Raw genomic sequence first — 20,466 nt, 5'->3', positions numbered from 1 at the left:
AATGCCGCGGCGCCATGAGGCCGCTTTCCGCCCTGCGTTTCAGAGTTTGGCGCGATGCTGCGCCAGACGCGCGGGACTGCTCTCAGCGCTTTGCGGTCTTATGCCCAAACGGCTGCGACCGTTAAGGTTCAGACTTAGTCAGAATTAACCGGCCTTTCCGTCCCGAGACCCGCCATCCTACGTGGAAGTGATCGGCCTGCGAGGTTAGAAGGGCGAATTAACGAGAACCCTCTTTCATTTTTTTGCGGGGGGCTTGCTAGATTTGCTAGGTTTGAGGGACGGTGTGTTCCCTGGTGTGGTTTTGTTGTCACGGCGTCGCTGATCTGGGGTCCCGGTTGATTTTGCTATCGGCTTCGGTCCTGGTTTAAGTGCCATGAATGCTCTCCTTTATTGGTTTGTTGATTTGATGCTCCCACGAATGTCCGCGTTGTAACGATGCTGCGGAAGCAACGCGGCATCGCCGCATGTGTGCTTCCCGCCCACGAACTCAAAGATTAACAGGCAGGCAGCCTGTTCGATGTCTGAAGTTGGCCCAAAGCTATGGCGACCAACCGGCGATCGAAGATCTTCAATTTGCGCTGTCCAGCGACTTCCCCGCCAGCCCAGTCCTTAAGACCTTCCATCACTCCCTCAACAGTCGGTTCGATATCGTCGTGCTGCATCATCCAGTCGACAGTCGCCAGAAGTTCCATGCCGAGAGGCGACTCAAAGCCATCGATGGTGGCCGAAGCCCATTCCAGTACGCTTGAGAACTGCTTCCCTTCACCCGAGTTCAGATAGGCTTGCACTCGATCATACTTTGCGTCGTTGAACCAAATGAGATCCAAGGGATCGGCATCTGCAAGGCGCTTGTCGCACCGGAGATAACTTCCATCGAGACTGTCGAGCAGCTTCGTCAGGTTATGCGAATAAGGTCCGTACTTGTTTGCTTGGAACCTGAACTTGAGTGCGTCCGAACCCCCGAACCGTTTCACGCCGCGCTCGAGAAACCATCCCAATTTCTGCACCTCAAGAATCGAGCATTCAATCCCAAGGAGTGAGTACCGACGTACCATCTCAGCCACCAGTGCGCGTGCCGGGGTGAGCTTCTCAACACCAGTGCGCTTGGCGACATTCTGATACTTGGAAGTCGGCTCGTAGACGATGGCATTAACCCCTTCAAGTTCCGCCAATGCCGACTCGATAAGAGGACGCACATCGCGCCAGTCAAGGCCACCATTACCACAGCCAAGTGGAGGGATCGCAATTGAATTAATTCCCTTCTCACGAATTACTCGGACAAGGTCCTTCAATCCATCCTCGACCCATTCAATCTTAGTTTTCACTCGCCAATGGGTCTTTGTCGGGAAATTGATGATCCAGCGCGGCCCGAAGAGCTCCTTGTTCTCGGTAACAAACATTTTGCCAGTACGCACTTCGCCTGCATCGCAGGCGCGCGCATAAGCTTCGAAGTTTCGTGGGAATTGCTCCTTGAACATGAGGGCAATTCCTTTGCCCATGATTCCGACCGTGTTCACGGTGTTCACCACCGCGTCAACGTCAGCTTCCAGAAGATTGCCTTGCGTGTAAGTTACCATCAGAAATACCAGCCTGGTCGCGCCACGATCTTGAGATCGAGCCCAACCTCCTCCCGTTGCTGTTCAAGTGTTCCTTTTTCGTTCTCGCTCAGGCAGACTATGCCTGCAAGGTGCTCCACTGGCAAGTGCCTGTGCACGAGCGCCTCGGCCTGGTAGCGATCCGTCTTTTCGGGATCATCGACGTCGCGTTTGAAGTCTCTACGCTGCAGGATGCCCCAGTCGACCTTGTCGAGGTCGTCGAGCGAGGTGAAGAATTGCGCAGTCTGGAGGTATGCGTGGCGATCTGAAAACACCGTTGCTACGCCTCGATCCTCGAGCCCTCGAAGTGAGGACGCCATGATCACAATCTCCGTGTTCGGGAACTGGCGAATTCCTCCGTAGCCAGTCTTGATGTTGTACATCATCATCGAAAATGGCGTGAAATAGAACGGAATGTAATCTGATAGCGATCCGCCCGGTGCAACAGGTACATTCCGTGCAGTCCGACGCTGAATTAATTCGAGGTTCCCAATTCGCACGAAATTGGGGTCTTGCACTCCGGAATTCTTACAATGAAGCCCATGCCTGAGGATCCACGGCACATTGTTGATGTGCGTAATCCTGAAGATCAGAGCTTTTTCGGCGGTCAAGTTGTTTGCCATGTCTCGATATGGATACAGTTTGGGCCAACTTCCCTCAAGATGTTATATGGTGACCAGCGCCGTCGAGCACATAGCCGATTGACTGGTTCGCAAAACACTTGCCATTCGGTCTTCGCACGAACGCCAACCATTGGCGACGGCCAGCCCCGAATGTCCGCACCTGCTTATGGCGTTGAACCTTTTCGCACCCTTTGCAAATGCCCGGAATCCGTCCTCCCCGACAAGCAGGCGATGTCCGCCACCCTATCGAGCAACCAGCTTTTGACGACCGTTCTCTCGCAGCATCGCTTCCATTTCATCCAAGCCATCGACAGCAGAGCGCATTTGCGCCTCATCAACGACGCTCGCAACTTCGGCATCCACGACCTGACTGCCAAAATCCATCTCCATCTGACGCTGTTCCTCGGCGATGACGGCTTGAACGACGGGCGCGGTTTTCTTTGGAACAACATCAGATTGCCCTGAATGTTCAGCATCATTAGGCTGGCCTGCTACGTCTACATCGGCCTCGGGTCCACTTGGCCCGTCCGGCGGCGGCGCCATCGGCATGGCGCGCACACTCAGCGGCAGCGTGCCTTGCGACCCACCTCCCCCCGGCTTCGGAAAAGGCAACTCCCCCGTCTGCGCCGCGTGGATCGCCTTGAACAGCCGATCGTCAAAATATTGGATCCGCTTTGCCCGGACCGGCATCTGGGCATCGATGACCATGACGATCTCGTCGAGCGGCAGACGGCGCGCCTCATCTTCAGGCAATAACGAGCTTTCTTCGGTCCGCGTGGATTGGCTGCGGCCTTCAAAGGGGTTTTTGCCGATGGACTGGGATCGCGTGATGACGGTCTTCGTGGTCTTGCCAACCGCCTTGCTCAGTTCCTCGACTGTCTTTTCATCCGAAGGCGTGAGATAGAGTTTCACGCCGGCGTTGCCCTGCAGGGCGCGGCGGGTGTTCTCGCCGTAGATTTCATCGAGGGCGGGGATGGTTTGGGTGACCACGGCCAAATGGCCGCGATAGGTCCGCAGGGTCTCGATGCTCTCGACCACGATGGGCATCTTGCCGAGACGGTTGAACTCGTCGAGCATGATCATCACTGGCCAGGGCTCGTCGGGCCCGGGGTCCTTGTCCTGCATGGCGGAAAGGAGATCGGAGAAGAAGAGCCGGATCAGTGGTGCCAATGGTTTCACCATCAGCGGCTGGACCACGAGGTAGACCGAAAAGGGTTTCTTGCGGATCGTTCGGAAATCAAAGTCCGACACCGCCGTCGCCTCGTCAATCGCCGGGTTCTGCCACTGGTCGAGCCCCGAGGTCATCAGAAGCGAGACGTAAGAGGTCAGCGTGTCGTTGTTGGTCGAGGCCAACCGCGTGAAGATCAACTTGGCGGCCCTGTTATCGACCTCGTGGCCCCGCGCGAAATACTCCTTCTGCTTGTTCCCGCCCGAGGCCGCGATGCGGTAGATCTCGCCCAGGGTCGGACGCTTGCGCTGGAAGGCCAAGAGCCCTGCCGCCACGAAGAGATCGATCCCGCCCTTGAGGAGGCCCTGCACCCGGTCATTGTCGCTTTGCAGGAAGAGCGTCGCCAGAAGCTGCAGTTCCATCTGCTGGCGCGCGGGATCTTTGAGCTCGGCGATGCGCAGCAGCGGGTTGTAGCGATGCGTGCGCTTGCCCTCCCAATCGGTGGGGGCAAAGCGATAGACCTTGTCGCCCTGGGCTGCGCGGTGCCGGGCCGTTGCCTCGAAACACTCGCCCTTCACGTCGAGCGTCACGGCAGAGCCTTGCCATGTCAGCAGGTTCGGAATGACAAAGCCCGTGGTCTTGCCGCGGCCCGTGGGGGCCACGATCAGCGCATGGGGGAAAACCTTCGAGCAAATGTAATTGGCGCGGGAGCCCGGCGTCCCCAGCTTGCCGAGGATGAACCCGGTCCCTGGCGCCCCAAAGAACCCACTGGCCTTCATCTCGCGCGCGGTCTGCCAATGGGTCTGGCCAAAGCGTGTCAGAGCGGACCCCGAGAGAGCAAGGCTCAGCATCAGGCCGGCAGCGGCAAAGCTGCCGATGATCAGGTGGATGAGTTGGGCGTCCTCCGGGCGGCGATCCAGGATCGCCATGTAGTTCTGCGCGATATAGGCAAAGTCGATCTCGGCCCCGAAGCCGAGATCCTGGTAGGTCAGCACCGCCGAGGCGATGGTATAGCCCATGGCCCCGGTCACCAGCGTCACAAGCAGGACGCCCGTGGCAATCCGCGCTTTTCCCATGGAGGCGCTCAATGGACCTGACCCCGCTCGGTCTCGCCATCCACGTCTGTCGCGCGGTGTTTTTCATATTCGGTGTCGGCAAGATCATCGACCACCTGGCGCAAGGCCTCCGTGTTGGCCGTCGCTGCATCCGATTGCAGGTAGACCTTCGCGACATAGAGCCGGTCGAGGCGGTCCTCGAGAACCTTGTCCAGCGCATCGGCATCGCCGGATGTGAGCCGGTCGAGTTGGCGAACGTCCAGCACCCGCGCGATCTCGCCACGGAAGGCGTCCCGCTCCGCCTCCGTCTCGAAGGGCGCGGAGAACTCCCCGGCCCGCTCATGGTCCAGAACACGCGCAATCTCGTCTGCGAGGCGGTCGGCACGGTCAGACTGCGGCGCAGTTTCATCGCGGGCTGCGAGGATGTCGTCGTGCATGCCAGACCCGAGCCCATCGCGCATCTCGGTTTCGCGGCGGACCTGATTGATGGCCTCCGTGTCGCGTATCTCGACAACGGCCGCATAGGTCGCACCGAGCCCACGGGCAAGGTGGGACGGCATGTCCGGATAGCGCGCGCGCAAGTCATCCGTGACAGCATCTGCAACGGGCGTGCGGACGTCGCGTCCCTCCATGATCCGGTCGACCTCGCGGGTGATCGCGCTGGCGCGGGCCGCATCGGTGATGGTTTCCCTGTAGGGTTCAGACCGATCGATCACATCGCCTGGGCGTGCAAGCAGGTCCGGGTGCGCTGCGAGATACGCGCGCTGCTCGGTCTCGATCCGGCGCTCCGCCCGTGAGACAACCTCCCAGTCCCGGTCCTCGATCTGCTGCGCAGTCAGGCCGTCTGCGCGCATCTCCTGACGGATTGTCCCTTCCATCTCCCGCACCGCGCCCTCATGATAATGGAACTGCTCGCTGACCGGTTCCGCTTCCATGACCCCATCCCGGCGCAGCACGTTCTCCCGCTCCAAGAGCGTGCCAAGCGCGACGTGCACATCGTTGAGAATGTCACGCGCCTGTTCCAGATCGGCGCGGCGTTCAAGGTTCAGATCGCGCGCCTCGGCCACCTTGGAGAGATCATCTGCGATCCATTGATGCTCCAGCGCTGCATTTGAGGCGCCCGTCTCGATCCGGGCCACCACTTCCGATGTGCTGATCCCGGTGCCCCGTAGTGCCGCGTCAATGCGCGATCTCAGATCGGGCTCGGCCAGACGCTCGCGCTGGCTGGCGTCGATATTGGCTTCGGAATAGATCCCGCCCTCCGAGGGGGTCTCTGACAGCGTGGATGATCGCAGCCCCAAGGGCTGCAGGTGCTGGACCTGCGTCTGGATCTCGATGAGGCGTTTTTCCAGCAAGGGACGTTCCGCGTCAGACTTCTCGGCGATCATGCCCTGCACCCGCGCGAGCTTCTCCGCATAGAGGCTTCTGAGATCCTCGAAGCTTTGATCCTCAGCCATATAAACATCTCCTGTTCGGTCCACCTTCCCGCCATGCGCCAGAACCTCGCCCGCGCGGAAGAGTGCCGCGGCAATGTCTTCGCGGGCCCCGCGGACCTCGGAGGTCTCCCGGGAGGCCTCCACGGCAAGCGAATGGTAGACGGTTCTGGTGTTGGCGATCTCCGCCAGCGTCCGCGTCAGGTCGGCCCCCACGCGTTCGCGTTCGCGGGGCGCGCGGCCCTCGTCTTTCGCGGCATAGACCTCGCTGGTGCGGGCCGGGTAATGCACGACACCGCGATCAACGCGGCGCGTGGCCTCCAGGCGCACGCCATACTTTTCCGCCTCCTCGACCATGGCGAGGCGGAAATCGTCATAGTTGAAGCGATGGTTGCGCCCCAGAAAGAAGAACTCGCCTTCCTGCGAGCGGCGGTTCAGCACCAGATGCGCATGCGGGTGATCTCGGTCTTCATGCACCGCGATGATGTAGTCGAAATGCCCCTCCTCGGTCTGGAAGAACCGCTCCGCCACATCCGTCGCGATGTCGCGCACATCCTCCCCGCGCGTGCCGATCGGGAAGGACATGAGCAAATGCGTGGTTTGCCCGAGCTTGGGTTTGAAGCCCGCATCCCACCGCTTGGCAAAGCGCTCTGTGAGGTCCTTGATGTCGCCCGCCTCGAGCTTTGTCTTGCCATCCAGAAACCCGCTCGAGTCGACGATATGGGTGGACTTGGTGGTGAGGTAATCGAGCTGGTTTGCGAGCTGTGATTTGGTATGCGTACCCCCGCCTCGGATCGCCTTGAAGACCGCCGGACGGTGCCCGGCCGCCGCGCGCACAAGCTGGCTCTGCTTGGCCACGTGCAGCCCTTGCATCGAGCCCCGGACGCGGCTCCAGCCATCCCGGAAGACCTCGCCCGTGACGGCATGGACGGCATCATTCAGCCGCATGGGCAAACTCCCTCAGCGCGACCGTGGCCTGCAGCTGCATCGCGTCCCGACGGCGGCGCAGAAGCAGATCGATCTCGTCAGCGGAATCCAGAATGAACCGCGCCAGCCCGCGCATCTGCGCGAGGCGCAATTCGGTGAACTCGGCACTCGTGCCCCCCACGGCCCCCTGCCCCCGCCGGTTGGCCTGCGTCATCTGCTTGGCGATCTGCGCGACCCCATTGCCGACCTCGTGCAGAGAGGCGCGATAGCGCGCCATCTCTGCCGCCATCTGCGCGTCCGGGACAAACACGCCGCCCGCAGCCTGAATGAGCCGCCGCAGCCCTTCGGCCCGGCTCTCGATTCCGGCCTCGGCCAGCACCTCGTCGAGCGCCGCAAGCTCCGCAGCCGTGACCTTCACACTGATCGCTGAGACCGGGATGGCGGCATCCGTCTGGCGCTCGGCATCAGCTTTCAAGACGTAGCGCACGGCGCGCGATGTAACACCGAACCGCGCAGCCAGCTCGGACGTCGACACACCCTCCGCGGCCTCGCGGACGATCTGCATCTTCTCCGTCTCTGTCAGGCGTTTTGTTCGGGACATGCGGAAGAAAGACCCCCTATTTCCTGCCACCTTCCACCAAGGCTGCCCCCACCTTACGATAATATACCGTGCTGTCAATTATATACTTACGTTGCATTCAGTCTCAGGCAGCCTTGGTGTCCGCTTCACGCCGCGGCCCGCAGGGACGCGGCTCTGCCGCCCTCACCACCGGGCGACCCACCTGTCCAATGGGTCCCCTTCCCCAGCACCGCCCGAGGGTCTGGACGAACACGCATGTGTTCGGACGGAACCGCGGGCGGGCGCAAACCCCACCGACAGGGCGGACAGTCAGGGTCAAGGCGGGCCAGATTTGGCTTGCCAAATCTCTGCCGCAAAAACCGGGAGGCCCTGGCCGATAGGTTTTTGTGGATGGCCCCCTTGAGGCTGACTGGCCGGTCTGTCGCGGCCTGATCATTTCGGGGGGAGTGCGTCCGTTGAACGCGCAGCGGCCGACGGCTTCGTGAAGTCGCCTCGGGCGATCTGACCGCCGGACGCGGCATCCCTGGAACAGGGATCGGGCCGCCCCAAGATCGTCCTGGGGCGGCCCATCCTCGTCAGAGGATTTAGTCCTGGGGATCTTTCGCGCTCGGCGGGAACATCACCAACTCCGAGACCGCGACCGGGAAGTCGAGCTTGAGGCTGAAAAACTCCGAGCCGTCCCCGTTGCGGGTGTTGCGGAACATAGCGCCCACGCGCTGAAAACGGGTGCGCTCCTGGCCATCGGTATCGGTGAACTTGACGGGGACGGTGGCGACGTAGTGGTTGGTCATTTAGGTTACTCCTTGTTGCGATGGGGATCACCCGGCACGGGGGCAAGAGGCCCGGTCGCAAGCGCAAATGCGGAGGGTCCGCGGCCAGCCGTGGAAGCCGTATTTGTGCTTGCCGAAGCGCAAGCGCAGGGCACGATTGGGCCGACCCCGTGCGATCCACATCTATGAGCAAAAAGGAGTGATCCGGATGACCCTTGCCATCACGCAGCCGCCACCATCCGCGTCCGCGTCCCGCCGAGCCTGGCCGGGGTGCTGACGGAGCCCGCCCGCGTGGATGCGATGTTCCGAAACACGCCCCGAGGGACGTGCAGGTGTTCAGCCTCATATGCGACGTCTCGACCCCTCGCGTCTTGCGCTGCTGACGATGTGCGTGAGGTGCGTACCATCCCCAGCCCGTACCGATGCGGATGGGCCGCACTCTGACGGACCGGGTAGAGGGATAACGGTGCTGGCCGCCGCGAGCTGCCGATCACGCATGACCAATCGCACGCGCCATGAGACATGACGAAAGGGCCGCGCCAAGCGCGACCCCCTCTCTTCAATCCTGCGACGCCTTCTTCGTCGGGTCCGCAACCCGCATGACCGTCAGGCCTTTCGCTTCCGCCTTCTGCCCGAGATTCAGCGCGACCCCGTTGCCGCCGAAGAGGACAACCCCCGTCGCCGCGAACTTGTCGTCGAGCATTTCGTCGTTGCACTTGAACGGTGCCGCCCGCCCATGCGCGGACCAGCGAGGATCAAAGCGCGCCTGCGCTATCCCGCGTGCCCGGGCCCACCGAGCCGCAATCATCTCTGCCCCGTGCTTGCCACCCTTGTGGCAGAGGAAGATCTCCTGGTTGCGGTTCTGCTTGATCCGTTCGCGAACCTTGTCGAGCGTGTTGAAGATCACATCGACATCTGTCCAGTCGGTGGCTCCTGAGACGATCAGGGGCACCCCCTCGACTTTCGACTTCTCGGCGGTTTCGCGGTCGTGCTGCTCCAGGAGCTGCCGTGCCTCGAAGACCGCCCCGGTCTCTTGCGCGCGGACGCTTGCGCGCGACCCGGCTGCCGGAATGAAGGCGTGGCCCGCCTCGATCTCGTAGCATTCCGCCGCAGCCTCGCTCATCACCTCGATGGCGCCGACAATCTCGCGCAGCTGCAGAAAGCGCGCCTGCGCCTCTTCGAGCGCGGTCTCGGCGATCTCCGATCCGTCGTGGGATTTTGCCAGCGCGCCGATCTTGTCGGCGGTGCGGTCGACCTCCTTGCCAAGCGCCACCTTGCGGCGCTGGAGGATCGTCGCGAGCCCATGGGCCAGCGGTTCGATTTCGGCTTCAAGCCCGGTCCCGCGCAGCTGCCCGAGCAAAGCCTCGAAGCTCTCGCGGATGATGCGGTCGGTCAGGACGTGATCCTCGGGGATCGGCAGCTGCGCGTCCTTCTCGGTCAGTCCGAAAAGTTCAATGGTCTCGTAGGTGTTTGCGTTGTCGTAAGCCATGTCTGGTCTCCAGTGTTCGGTTCCAAGGCCACCACGTGAGTGTGGGGGCATGGCCGAATGCCTGGTTTCCGAATCTGCCCGGGTCAGGGACGGCGCAGCCGCCGGCTTGCCGGGCGAAAAAGTTTTCTGCGCGCAGCACCCGACACATGCGCGCGCTCACGCACGGGACCGCCCCAAGCCACCGGCTACGCCCTCGCGGAAAAGTTTTGCGATCCTTGACGCGGGCTGATTTGGGGGCCATCCGGAGGATATGCTTCCGCACTCATGTGTGTGTGTTTTGACGGTAGGTTTGCCCGACCCGAGCAGGCAAACGGCCCGACCGGACGCGGGAGACGGATGGAGCGGCGGGATCGTTTTGGCCTCGGGCCAAAACAGACCAGAGCGCAATCCGGCGGAGCGGCCGGGGAGGGACGTGCTCGCGAGGCGGGCAAACCGGGGGCCTGGGTGCGACGCCGCGGTGAGGCCGCATGGCCGAATGCGCGACGGACCGAAGGGCCGTTCTCCCCTGCGACACGCGAAGCCGAGCTGGGGAGGCCGGAAGGCAAGTTGGAACTGCGTTACAAAAGAAGATTAGGGAAATTCTGAGTTTCAGTTGTAGAGGTCAAAAGCGGAACTTCGCTGCGGGACGAACGAACTGGTAAGATGCGGACAAAGCAGACTTGCCTTTCTCCCTCAATCACTGCTGGTGCCGGCATCGTCCGGCGATGCTGCTTCGGTCTCTGCAAACGCCTCCAGACTCTCGAGAACCGCGACCGCATGCGCCGCGTACGGACCGATCCAGCGGTTCTGAACGTCGTGGATCGGGAGGGCGTCGAGATGGTTCCAGCGTTCTCGGCCGCGCCGCTCAACAACCACCAGCCCGGCTTTTTCCAACACCGACAGATGCTGCATCACCGTGCAGCGGTCGAGATCCGTAAGCCTCCCGCAAAGGGCGCCGGTGGTCTCCGGCCCATCCTTGATCAGGTCGAGTATCCGCCGCCGCGCTCGATGGCCAAGCGCCTTGAACACGGCATCAAATTTATCTTCGATTGACATGTTATGATTTTATAACATGATTGACGAAACGCAAAGAGGATTCGCATCATGGAGCTGAAATTCACCGTGGCAGGACGCATATCGAAGCCGGTCGAAGAGGTCTTCGAGGCCGTGGTCGCTCCTGACTGCCTGTCGAAATATTTCACCACGGGCGGGGCACGGGGGCGGCTGGAAACCGGGGCCGAGGTGACCTGGGACTTCCACGACTTTCCCGGCGCTTTCCCCGTCCTGGTGCAGGAGGTCGTCCCAAATCAGAGGATCGTGCTGCAGTGGGAGGCGGACGAAAAGACCGCCACATGGACGACCGTGACCATGGAGTTCCGCCCGCTGGACGATGGGCGCACCCTGGTGCGGATCAGTGAATTCGGCTGGCCCGAAACCGAGGCCGGCCTGATCTCCTGCTTCGGCAATTGCCAGGGATGGACCGGGATGCTCTGCGCCATGAAGGCTTGGCTGGAGCACGGGATCAATTTGCGCGACGGATTCTACAAATAATTCAACATAGAAAGAGGAGAACCATCAAATGGAGCCGGGAAAAAACATCGCCATCAAGGTTCCCCTGCATCGCTGGGAAGACACCGTGGCCTTCTACCGAGACAAGGTCGGCTTGACGGTCGCCCGCGAACTGGAGAACAGCACCGGGTTCGAGTTCGGCAGCTTGACCCTTTGGATCGACCGCGTGCCGCATCAGAGCCAGGTGGATGTCTGGATCGAACTGTTCGACGAAGACCCCGACGCCGCCCTGTCGCGTCTCGGCAGCCCCAATCGGGACGAGCTGGAGCCGCTGACCAATGTGACCGGGCACTGGACGTCGGACCCGGCCGGGACGGTGATCCTGTTGCGCAAAGAGCAGATGGGTTGAGCCACTGGATTGATGCCACCACCCGATCTTGGGTCGGGTGGTGGCGCTCCGCTGCGACCGCAGGCGCCCGTTAGCGGGTTTGCGCATCCTTGATCTCTACCAGCTGGATCAGGTTGCCGCAGGTATCATCCAGCACGGCCATTCTGACATCGCCCGCATCAACCGGGTCCTGCGTGAACCTGACGCCACCTTTTGTCAGGTGATCATAGGTGTCGGCCAGGTTGTCGACCTGAAAGGAGGCGGCGGGAATACCATCCGCAACAATCGCTGCCCGGTAAGGTTTCACAGCCGGATGATCGCTGGGTTCCAGAAGCAGCTCAGTGCCAGTCGGCTGCTCCGGCGACACCACCGTAAGCCAGCGGTTCTCGCCCACCGGAATGTCGTTCTTCAACTGGAAGCCCAGCTTTCCGACGTAAAAATCAAGCGCGCGGGCCTGATCGTCGACAAAGACACTGGTGACATGGATTTTCATCATCGTTCGCTCCTAAAGAAATGGGACAAGGGCCTGTTGCACGGCCTCGCGCAGCGGACCCGGCTCAAACCTGTGGATCTTGGTTCGCCCCTGCCACGAAATTTCCAGCAGTCCCGCCCGTTCGAGGGCGTCGAGATGCTGCGAGACAGTTTGACGGGACAGATGTCGTGCGCCGCCCGGCTGATCCGGGGCGACACACAGATCGAAAAGCGTCTGACCGGGCTTCTGCAAAAGCGACGCCAAGATGCGGCGCCTTTCGGTATGCGCCAGCGCTTTGAATACAAGTGTTATCTGATCCTCTGTCATGCCTGCTAAATATGCAGTACAAATACTGCATGTCAACCTATTCAGTAAAGCGAGTGCCAAGACCTCAGGGTAGAGGTCGAGGCATGGTCACGAAGGTCGTAGTAGGGCTCTTCGGTAGCATTAGCTGCAGGCGACACGAACGTCTGCAATGTAGGCCGGGTTCATTCAACCACACCAGCACAGCAAAAGGGGAACCGTGGTCCCACGGCTCCCCTTTCGGTTCAGATCGTCTCCCCCTCGCGCGCCGATTAGGCGACCAGCGAGAGCCCCGCGCCTGCGTCCTGCGGCTGCTCACCGCTGTCGATGAACGGGATGATCGAGAAGGTCTGCCCGCCGCGCTGCTCTTCGTTCTGCACGGCGTTGACGCGCAGGTCGCCATCAGGCGTGTTGATCAGCAGCGACAGGTAGTCATTGCCCGTGCGGCTGCTTTTGGCCATCCACGCCGAGCCGACGCGGATTGGTTTACCCCGGGGCGAGCTGACCTCGATCCGGTAATCCGGGTGGGTCTCCTCGGATTTGTAGCTGTTCTCGATCAGCGTGAACTCCAGATCGAACATCATGTTGGCGATGTAGCCGGTGAACGCGTTGTCGGCGTCCATGGCGGTGAGCTCGCCTGAGATCGAGCCGGATTTCATCAGGCCGTTCGAGACCAGCGGGATGATCTCGAACTCCCCGCTTTGGGTCGCGCGCGCTTCTTTCGTCTGCACCGCGTTGACCCGGAACGGACCCAAGCCGACATCGATCTGCATCGAGATGTAGGGGTTGCCGCTGGTATTGCCGGTCTCGTTCCAGGCCGTGCCGATGCGCACCTTGCGGCCTGATTTGTTGACTGCCGTCACGTCAAAATCCGGGCTGCGTTCGGACATCTTGGCCCGTGCCTCCAACTGGATGGCGACGTCAAAGCGCGTCCCGTGGATCATGCCGGTGTACTGAGCGGCTGCGGTCTCGACGTTGCGGGTGAGGGTTCCTGCGAACATGGGATAGTTCCTTCTTGGATTGGCCGGTGCCTGACGTTCTTGCCAGCGCATCCGGGATTGCTTTCTCGACCCCTTGAGGGATCACAAACCAGAAAGCTTGCTTTCCTTTCAGCCCCGCCCACGGGTCAGAGCTGCCGTCCGAGTGGGAATGCCCCCGCGCCTCCTAGTGCTACGCCCCTCCCCTGCCCGTTTGGTCTTGATTGGCTGCCCGGATTTTCCGCGCCGTCCTCCGATCTCGCGATGAAGAACTCCGCCTCTTTTCCGTTCAACCGGTGCCCGCTCCGGTCGGTCAGACCGATGCAGCTTCCGTTCGGCACATAGGTGATGAGGTACTGACCGAGCCGGTCTTTGTGCACAACGTAGCCGGTATTGGCCCAATGCATGGTCTGGCCGGCATCGACGGCCGCCTTGATGGCTTCGAGTGTCATGCGATCCTCCTCAAGAAGAATGGTGGGGAAACGACGCAAGAAGCCCGATCTTCCAACCGGGCTTCCGTGCGGCATTCGTTTGGCAAACGACCGAGACCTGTCAGGCGCTTTGCGTGGCTTGCATCGCGCGCGCCGCCATCCAATCCTTCAGGCCAAGAACCGTTCTTCCGGCGGCGACCTCGGAGGCCCAGGCAACCCTTGGGTCGCCGCAGGGCTCATCGCCAGAATGCCGGTCGATATGGCCATTGGCCATCCATGGCTCAGGCTGGATCCGTCGCAGCCAGTCCGCCATGCTCGGAATGCGGCCCTGGCAGTCTTCACGGATATGCTGCTCGCCGATCCAGCGCACGGGAATGTCCCGACCTGCGCTATTGGTCAGGGTCAAGCCGAAGACACGTTCGGCCTCGAACAGGCCTTGAGCGTGGTGGCGCATGGCTCGGTGCGTGAAGAGCGCGAGGTGCTCTTTCGAGGCGTCAAACCAATCGTGCACAGACTGATAGTCAGATGGCACCCCGCCGAATTTCCGGGCAGAGCTTTCGGCATGATGAAGCGGATGGGCCATCTCACAGCCCCTCGTCATAGCTGTGCGAACATTCGACATAGCGGTCCGCGTGATCGAGGATGATGCTGTCTAGTGCTATGTCCCAGGTCAGCGTGCCGTAGCCGCCCTCGTTGTTTTCGAACCCCGGATGATGGTGATAGGCAAGCGACCAGGCGAAATCGCCCACCTCAGTGGCAAGCGCCTCCGGCAGTTGGACCTCCGCAGGCTGCACCGTCACATCCTCGACATTGCCGGAGTCGCCATAGCCTTCGTATTCGGCGGTGACCTCGCTGATGCCAAGCGCGCGTAGTTGCGCAAGCAGCTCCGCTCGGGATGCCTTCAGGGTGGTTTCGCGCTCCGCGCGCCACTGAGCCGCCATCGCGGCGTAATCGATCTGGGGATTGGTCATGGGTCTGTCCTCTTGTCTGAAGTGGGGGCTGGGCAGGCATGGGGATGCCCGCGGCCGGGAAGCGCAGACCGGCCAAATCCCGATCCGCGACGCCCGACCGGAAGCCCGCTTTGACTTTTCAGGCGGCTTGTTCTGCAGCTCTAGCGGCTCGATGCCCAACGATCCGGGCCAGAATGCTTCCCGTGTCGATCCCGTCCCCATGCGGCAGAAACACCCGCAACTGAAAGGCGATGATCTCCGTGAAACACCCCATAGCCTTGAGGCCGTCGATCATGCCTCGATCTGCACCGCCCAACTCAAGGCGCATCTCGCCAGCGACACGACGACGGGTCAGGCTCAGGCCCCGGCCCAGATCGACAGGTGCGGTGGTGCCGAGGGCGGCGGTCAGCATATCCTGTGGCGTTTGCGGATTGGAGACGAGGAAGCGGGCGCGCAGCGCGGCCGCTCCTTCCTCGCTCAGCGTGCGCCCGATCATGGCGGTCGCCCCATCGGGCGTGACCCGGTAGATGCGCTCATTGGTGGTCGGAATGTCCTTCCAGATCGGCAGCAGCAGCCCGGTCAGCAGGTAGAGCTTGGTCGTGGTGGTTTTTGGCAAGGACGCGGCCTCGGCATCCCAGACCTGCGTGAACTCGGGCCTTTCAATGTCTTCCCAGGCAGACGCCTCAAATCGGGTCTCCTCCAGATAGCTGGACCCGTTTGGCCGCACCATCTTGCGCATGAGGGTGACGATATCCTCATCGTACATCTGCATGGGGCGCGCCGAGATGAGCGCCGCGCGGCCGGAGGCGCGATTAACCATCGGCAGCTTATCCGGATTGCGCGATATGGCCTCTTCGGCGCCCAGGACATGGACCGGGTCCGTCACCTCAAGTCCGATGATCCGCGTCACGGCGCCGGATTTCGGCCAGGTCCAGAGATCCTCAGTGGAGACCTGTTCGATCTTTTCGCCGCGCAGGGTTTCGACGCCGAGATCGAGCGTGCCCGCCGCGCGCGCCCTTTCCGTCTGATCGGCAATCCGGCGCATGAACTCGGCAAAGAGCGCGTTCTGCATGTGGATGGGAAGGGCCAGAACCCGGTTCAGAAACCGCTGGATCGGGGGCAGCTCCTCGAGCAGCACCCCGTCCTTGTCGATCAGCCGCAGGGCCGTCCAGTCGGTGAAGTTCTCATAGCTCATCGCCTCGGCGCGCCCGGCGGCAAGATCGGCGTAGTAGCCACGCAATGCCGCCCGCGCGATCGGGCTTTCCAGATTGTCCTCCTCGCGGAACATGCCTTGCGAACCGGTCTCGCGTTGGCCCTTGGTCAAGGCCCCCAGCTGGTCGAGGCGAGCTATGCGGGAATTTGGGTGATGGCGTGATTTGAAGTGCGGCGTATCGTGGCGGGTGTCAAAGCCGGCCAGAACCTCACAAGGAGCGATACGCCATGAAGGAAGATACAACGATCCTGCCATTTCGCCAATCGGAAACGATCGTCGATCCGCTGACAGAGCTTGCTCGGCAAGGTGCTCGTCGGATGCTGGCGGAAGCGCTGAAGGCCGAGGCTGATGCCTTTGTCGCCAGTTTTGCCGATGAGCAGTTGGAAGACGGGCGTCAGCGGATTGTGCGGCATGGATTTGGCCCTGAACGGAAGATTCAGACGGGGATCGGTGCTCTGGATGTCCAGCGGCCCAAGGTGCGCGACCGGATGGCGTCCTCTGATGGGGCAGAAAAGATCCGCTTTACCTCGAACATTCTGCCGAAATGGGCGCGCCGCTCGATCAGCTTGGACGCGCTGCTGCCTGTTCTTTATCTGAAGGGCATATCGACGGGCGATTTCCAGGACGCGCTGTCGGCCATCATGGGGCCGGATGCGCCCAACCTCTCGCCAAGCGTCATCTCGCGTCTGACTGCCGGATGGCAGGTTCAATATGATGCCTGGGCACGGCGGGATCTGTCTGCCCGCCACTACGTCTACATTTGGGCGGACGGCGTTTATCTTCAGGCGCGGATGGAGGAAAATGCCGAATGCATGCTGGTGATCATCGGCGCGACACCGGAGGGCAAGAAAGAGCTGATCGGCTTTCAGGTCGGCCTGCGGGAGAGCGCGCAGAGCTGGCATGAGTTGCTGACCGACATCAAAGGCCGCGGGCTGTCCGTCGCACCGGAAATTGCGGTTGGGGATGGAGCCATGGGGTTCTGGAACGCACTGGACAAAACGTTTCCAGGCACAAAGCACCAACGGTGTTGGGTGCATAAGGTAAAGAACGTCCAGAACTGTTTTCCCAAGCAGATGGCCCCGGCGGTCAAGTCAGATCTGGACGACATCCAGCACGCCGGAACGCGCGCAGAAGCCGATGCTGCGTTGGCAGTTTTCTCCGAAAAGTATGGCGTCAAATACCCAAAAGGTGTTGCCTGCCTGACAAAGGACGAAGAGGCGATGCTTGCATTCTTCGACTTCCCAGCCGAGCATTGGGGCCATCTGCGCACCTCGAACCCGATTGAAAGCGTGTTCGCCACTGTTCGGCACCGAACGGTGAGGACCAAAGGGGCGCTGTCACAAAAGACCGCAAAACTGATGGTTTTCACCCTCATTCAGGCAGCATCGAAAAAATGGCTGCGCCTCAAGGGCAGAAATCAGTTGCCAAAGGTTATCGAAGGAATCAAATTCAACGACGGTGTCGAAGTGACCAACGACACCGAAAACCGCGCCGCCTGATGATGCGCGTCACCCAAATTCAAGCATAGCTCGGTCGAGGCGTTTGCTGATCGTCGAGGTGAAACGCTTCTCGCCATGCACATCCGAGGTGCAGACCCGGAAGAAGGGCGCACTGACCTGGGCCGAGCGATGCGTGCGGCCCAGCCCCTGGATGGCCGCGTCGGCGCGCCAGCCGGGCTCCAGAAGATAGTGCCGCCGCCGTTTCTGGTTCTTCGCGGTCTGTGCCGCATGATAGGACCGGCCCGTCCCACCTGCATCGGAGAAGATCAGGATGTCCTTCTCGCCGTCCATGAAGGCCTGGGTTTCGGAGAAATTGCTGCTGGCGGCGCGCTTCTCGATGAAGAGATGGCCATCTTCGGCCTTGAGTGGCCGGATCGAACGGCCCGTGACCTCCGCGACAGCCTCGTCGCCAAAGGCCCAGAGGATTTGATCGAGGGCCGAGGGGATCGGCGCCAGCGTCATCAACTCCATCATGGCCGCGTCACGCAAAGCGAGCGCCTCGCGCGAGACGACCAGCGCGCCAGTCTCATCGCGCAACGGCTCGGCCACCATGTTGCCGTCGATCTCGACCAGCTTTTGCGCATGGATCGGGAAGGCCTGTTCGAGGTAGCCCAGAACATAATCACGCGGCGTCAAGGCACCCTCAACGAGTTCATCCTCCGGGTCCATCGTCTCAAGTCGGCGCTTCAACAGGCTCTCGCCTGTCGAGACCACCTGGATGACGCAAGCATAGCCCGCCACCAGATCCTGCTCGATGGCACGGATGATGGTTAGGGCTTTCATGCCCAACAGGAGATGGTTGAAAAACCGCTGCTTCGTGCTCTCGAAGCGGGACTTGGCCGAAGCGCGTGCGGCCGAGGCATTGGTCTCGCCCGAGGCGTCGTTGACCCCAGTCGCGGTCAGCGCCGCCTCGAGATTGTGGTGGATCGTCCGAAACGCGCCCGCATAGGCGTCGTAGATCTCGATCTGGGCCGGGGTGAGCGCGTGTTCGAGCACGTCATATTCCACCCCATCAAAGCTGAGGGCACGCGCCGTGTAGAGCCCGAGCGTCTTGAGATCGCGCGCGACCACCTCCATGGCAGCGACACCGCCGGCTTCCATCGCAGAAACGAAGCTCTCGCGTCTTGGGAAGGGGTATTCGGGGCCCTGCCCCCAGAGCCCCAGCCGCGCGGCATAGGCCAGGTTGTGCACGCTCGTGGCACCCGTGGCCGAGATGTAGAAGACGCGGGCGCGGGGTGCTGCCAGTTGCAGCCGCAGGCCAGCAAGGCCCTGCTGGGAGGGTTTGACCCCCCTGCCCTGCTCGGACCCTGCCGCGTTCTGCATGGCATGGGCCTCATCAAAAGCGAGGACGCCTTCAAAGTCTGCGCCCATCCAGTCGAGGGTCTGGTGCAGTCGCGTGGTGCCGCATTTGCCCGCGGACCGCAGCGTGGCGTAGGTGACGAAGAGGATACCGTCGCCCATCGGGATGGGCTGGTCCGGTTTCCATTTGGAGAGCGGCTGAATGTCGGCAGGCGAGCCGCCGAGATCGGTCCAGTCGCGGATCGCGTCCTCGATGAGCGTGGCGGATTTGGAGACCCAGATCGCCTTCCTGCGCCCGGAAAGCCAGTTCACGAGAATGAGCCCCGCGCATTCGCGCCCCTTGCCGCAACCGGTGCCGTCGCCGAGAAAGTACCCAAGGCGATAGGCCCGTGCGTCTGGGTCATCATCGGCGCGCGTCAGCTTGGTCTGGTCGTCATCGATGGTAAACCGACCGGGCAGGTCGCGCCCATGGGCATCATGCGCCATGATGATGGTCTCGAGCTGCGCCTCGGAGAGATCTCCCTCCTCGACCAACCGTGCGGGCAGGCGCAAGTCATCACGACCCGTATTTGAGGGCATGGGCGGGGCAACCGAGGCCATGGCGATGCTCTCGACGAGCGGGGTGGGATGTTCCTGCGCACCCGCGATCTCGATCCGTTGCGGCCGGTAACGCGCATAGATGTCCGAGATGGGCGTGTTGTCGCGAGGGGTCTCAAAGCTTGTGAAGCTGAGCGGACGGACGGCATTGGCCCGGGGTTTGGAGGCGGCAACAGGCGCAGCGGCGGTCTTGCGCGGGGCAAATGATGGAACGGTCAGCCGCGCGTGCGGCATCGACGCCGCCTGTTGTACGGGGCGCGCCTCGGGCCGGGTTGCGGCCACGGCGTCGACAAAAGGAAGGGCTTCGTCCAGATCGCACACAATGGCGCGGATCATCTCGCCGTCCTCCTGCACCTTGTCGAAGACCATGAGCTGTGTTTCGACAGAGGTGCCAAGCTTGCGGTAGACCTGCCCCGGCATCGTCAACGCCAAGCGCAGCGTCAGGAGACCGCAGGCGCGTGACCAATGCGCGGCATCGCGTTCGGGCGTGAACCCCGGCGGCATGATCGCCACCAGCCGCCCACCGGGCGCGAGACGCTTTGCAGCCGCGATGAGATGTTTGGCGGCGATGTGCTTGTCCCGCGACCGATCGACCGAGGAGGCGAAGGGCGGATTCATCACCACGACGTCGGGTAGAACCGGCGTCTGCAGCAGATCATCGATATGCTCGCCGTCATGGCCCGTCACCTCGCCGCCGAAGAGGGCCCGTAGGAGGCGCTGGCGAAAGGGGTCGATCTCGTTGAGCAGAAGCGTGGCACCGGCCCGGGCGGCGAAAGCAGCCAGGGCACCGGTGCCAGCCGAGGGCTCCAGCACGGTCTCGCCCTTGCGAACGGCTGCCGCCCGCACCGCCATGGTCGCGAAAGGCAACGGCGTGGAAAACTGCTGCAGCCGGATCTGCTGCTCTGACCGGCGGGTTTCCGTCAGCAGCCGTGAGGCAAGCAGCTTTGCAGCAGCGATGTCACCTGCCGCGTCGGCCCCACGCAGCAGCACCTGGACGGTCGCGGCCTGCATCAGGTCATAGGCCATGCGCCAGTCCCAGGCACCGCCGGCATCGCTGCCATGAAACGTCTCGCGCATGATACGCGCGAGCGCTGAACTGCGCAGGGGTTGGTGGTCGATCTCCGTGCCGATCTGCGCGAGGGCAGAGGCGAGGTTTGCGTCGGATTCAACAGGATTGGGGAGCGTTGAGCGGTGCTTGGACATGGGGGT

At 62.0% G+C, this 20,466-nt stretch carries 19 protein-coding genes; 3 read left to right on the top strand and 16 right to left on the bottom strand.

Going from position 1 to position 20,466, the window contains the following annotated elements; all coding sequences use genetic code 11:
- Positions 1 to 494: 494 nt before the first annotated feature.
- The 8 genes from darG to B5M07_RS17535 form a co-directional block, all read right to left on the bottom strand.
- The gene (gene darG, locus B5M07_RS17575) at positions 495 to 1,577 is read right to left on the bottom strand and encodes a type II toxin-antitoxin system antitoxin DNA ADP-ribosyl glycohydrolase DarG (RefSeq protein ID WP_120352483.1); all 1,083 of its coding nucleotides are present in this window, start codon (positions 1,575 to 1,577) and stop codon (positions 495 to 497) included.
- Positions 1,577 to 2,218: a type II toxin-antitoxin system toxin DNA ADP-ribosyl transferase DarT gene (gene darT / locus B5M07_RS17570; protein ID WP_092838803.1), complete on the bottom strand. Its 642-nt coding sequence runs from the start codon at positions 2,216 to 2,218 to the stop codon at positions 1,577 to 1,579. Before darT ends, darG begins: the two co-directional genes overlap by 1 nt.
- Positions 2,219 to 2,461: 243 nt before the next feature.
- On the bottom strand, positions 2,462 to 4,462 hold the full coding sequence (locus tag B5M07_RS17565; protein WP_120352482.1) for a type IV secretory system conjugative DNA transfer family protein: 2,001 nt from the start codon (positions 4,460 to 4,462) through the stop codon (positions 2,462 to 2,464).
- Positions 4,463 to 4,470: 8 nt separating this feature from the next.
- Positions 4,471 to 6,822, bottom strand: a complete 2,352-nt coding sequence (locus B5M07_RS17560) for a relaxase/mobilization nuclease domain-containing protein (RefSeq protein WP_120352481.1) — start codon at positions 6,820 to 6,822, stop codon at positions 4,471 to 4,473.
- Complete coding sequence (locus B5M07_RS17555) at positions 6,809 to 7,402, bottom strand: helix-turn-helix domain-containing protein (RefSeq protein WP_120352480.1); 594 nt, start codon at positions 7,400 to 7,402, stop codon at positions 6,809 to 6,811. Before B5M07_RS17555 ends, B5M07_RS17560 begins: the two co-directional genes overlap by 14 nt.
- 563 nt (positions 7,403 to 7,965) lie before the next feature.
- Positions 7,966 to 8,172 carry a hypothetical protein gene (locus B5M07_RS17550; RefSeq protein ID WP_007120662.1) on the bottom strand — a complete coding sequence of 69 codons (207 nt, stop codon included), beginning with the start codon at positions 8,170 to 8,172 and terminating at the stop codon, positions 7,966 to 7,968.
- Positions 8,173 to 8,710: 538 nt separating this feature from the next.
- On the bottom strand, positions 8,711 to 9,640 hold the full coding sequence (locus B5M07_RS17540) for a DUF2493 domain-containing protein (protein ID WP_120352478.1): 930 nt from the start codon (positions 9,638 to 9,640) through the stop codon (positions 8,711 to 8,713).
- A gap of 672 nt (positions 9,641 to 10,312) precedes the next feature.
- Positions 10,313 to 10,675 carry an ArsR/SmtB family transcription factor gene (locus B5M07_RS17535; RefSeq protein ID WP_120352477.1) on the bottom strand — a complete coding sequence of 121 codons (363 nt, stop codon included), beginning with the start codon at positions 10,673 to 10,675 and terminating at the stop codon, positions 10,313 to 10,315.
- 48 nt (positions 10,676 to 10,723) lie between these two features.
- Here B5M07_RS17535 and B5M07_RS17530 point away from each other — a divergent pair, with 48 nt between their 5' ends.
- Together B5M07_RS17530 and B5M07_RS17525 are read left to right on the top strand one after the other, a co-directional pair.
- Entirely contained in the window at positions 10,724 to 11,170 is a 447-nt protein-coding gene (locus tag B5M07_RS17530; protein WP_120352476.1) for an SRPBCC family protein, read from the top strand.
- A gap of 28 nt (positions 11,171 to 11,198) precedes the next feature.
- Positions 11,199 to 11,537 carry a hypothetical protein gene (locus B5M07_RS17525; protein ID WP_120352475.1) on the top strand — a complete coding sequence of 113 codons (339 nt, stop codon included), beginning with the start codon at positions 11,199 to 11,201 and terminating at the stop codon, positions 11,535 to 11,537.
- Positions 11,538 to 11,607: 70 nt separating this feature from the next.
- On the opposite strand, the gene B5M07_RS17520 is transcribed toward B5M07_RS17525, so the two are convergent.
- From B5M07_RS17520 to B5M07_RS17490, 7 genes are all read right to left on the bottom strand, one after another.
- Positions 11,608 to 12,009 (bottom strand): VOC family protein, encoded by a 402-nt coding sequence (locus tag B5M07_RS17520; protein WP_120352539.1) that lies wholly within the window; start codon positions 12,007 to 12,009, stop codon positions 11,608 to 11,610.
- 12 nt (positions 12,010 to 12,021) lie between these two features.
- Entirely contained in the window at positions 12,022 to 12,315 is a 294-nt protein-coding gene (locus tag B5M07_RS17515; protein ID WP_120352474.1) for an ArsR/SmtB family transcription factor, read from the bottom strand.
- 248 nt (positions 12,316 to 12,563) lie between these two features.
- Positions 12,564 to 13,292, bottom strand: a complete 729-nt coding sequence (locus B5M07_RS17510) for a DUF736 family protein (RefSeq protein ID WP_120352473.1) — start codon at positions 13,290 to 13,292, stop codon at positions 12,564 to 12,566.
- Positions 13,293 to 13,417: 125 nt separating this feature from the next.
- Positions 13,418 to 13,720: a hypothetical protein gene (locus B5M07_RS17505; RefSeq protein ID WP_120352472.1), complete on the bottom strand. Its 303-nt coding sequence runs from the start codon at positions 13,718 to 13,720 to the stop codon at positions 13,418 to 13,420.
- A 100-nt stretch (positions 13,721 to 13,820) separates the two neighbouring features.
- Positions 13,821 to 14,282, bottom strand: coding sequence for a DUF6915 family protein (locus B5M07_RS17500; protein ID WP_120352471.1), 462 nt, complete (start codon positions 14,280 to 14,282; stop codon positions 13,821 to 13,823).
- Position 14,283: 1 nt separating this feature from the next.
- Positions 14,284 to 14,670, bottom strand: coding sequence for a DUF6878 family protein (locus tag B5M07_RS17495; protein ID WP_120352470.1), 387 nt, complete (start codon positions 14,668 to 14,670; stop codon positions 14,284 to 14,286).
- Between the two features lie 118 nt (positions 14,671 to 14,788).
- A complete protein-coding gene (locus tag B5M07_RS17490) occupies positions 14,789 to 16,117 on the bottom strand; it encodes a strawberry notch C-terminal domain-containing protein (RefSeq protein ID WP_441351414.1) in 1,329 nt (442 codons plus the stop codon).
- On the opposite strand from B5M07_RS17490, the gene B5M07_RS17485 reads away from it, so the two are divergent.
- Positions 16,090 to 17,361, top strand: coding sequence for an IS256 family transposase (locus tag B5M07_RS17485; RefSeq protein WP_120350436.1), 1,272 nt, complete (start codon positions 16,090 to 16,092; stop codon positions 17,359 to 17,361). The genes B5M07_RS17490 and B5M07_RS17485 overlap by 28 nt on opposite strands.
- Positions 17,362 to 17,370: 9 nt before the next feature.
- Here the strand turns inward: B5M07_RS17485 and B5M07_RS17480 are convergent, their stop codons facing one another.
- Positions 17,371 to 20,460, bottom strand: coding sequence for a strawberry notch-like NTP hydrolase domain-containing protein (locus B5M07_RS17480; RefSeq protein ID WP_254694018.1), 3,090 nt, complete (start codon positions 20,458 to 20,460; stop codon positions 17,371 to 17,373).
- Positions 20,461 to 20,466 lie beyond the last annotated feature (6 nt).

This window comes from Sulfitobacter sp. D7, assembly GCF_003611275.1.
GTDB lineage: Bacteria > Pseudomonadota > Alphaproteobacteria > Rhodobacterales > Rhodobacteraceae > Sulfitobacter > Sulfitobacter profundi.
Note: the sequence above shows the minus strand (reverse complement) of the source record. Positions and strands in the feature narration are given on the sequence as shown.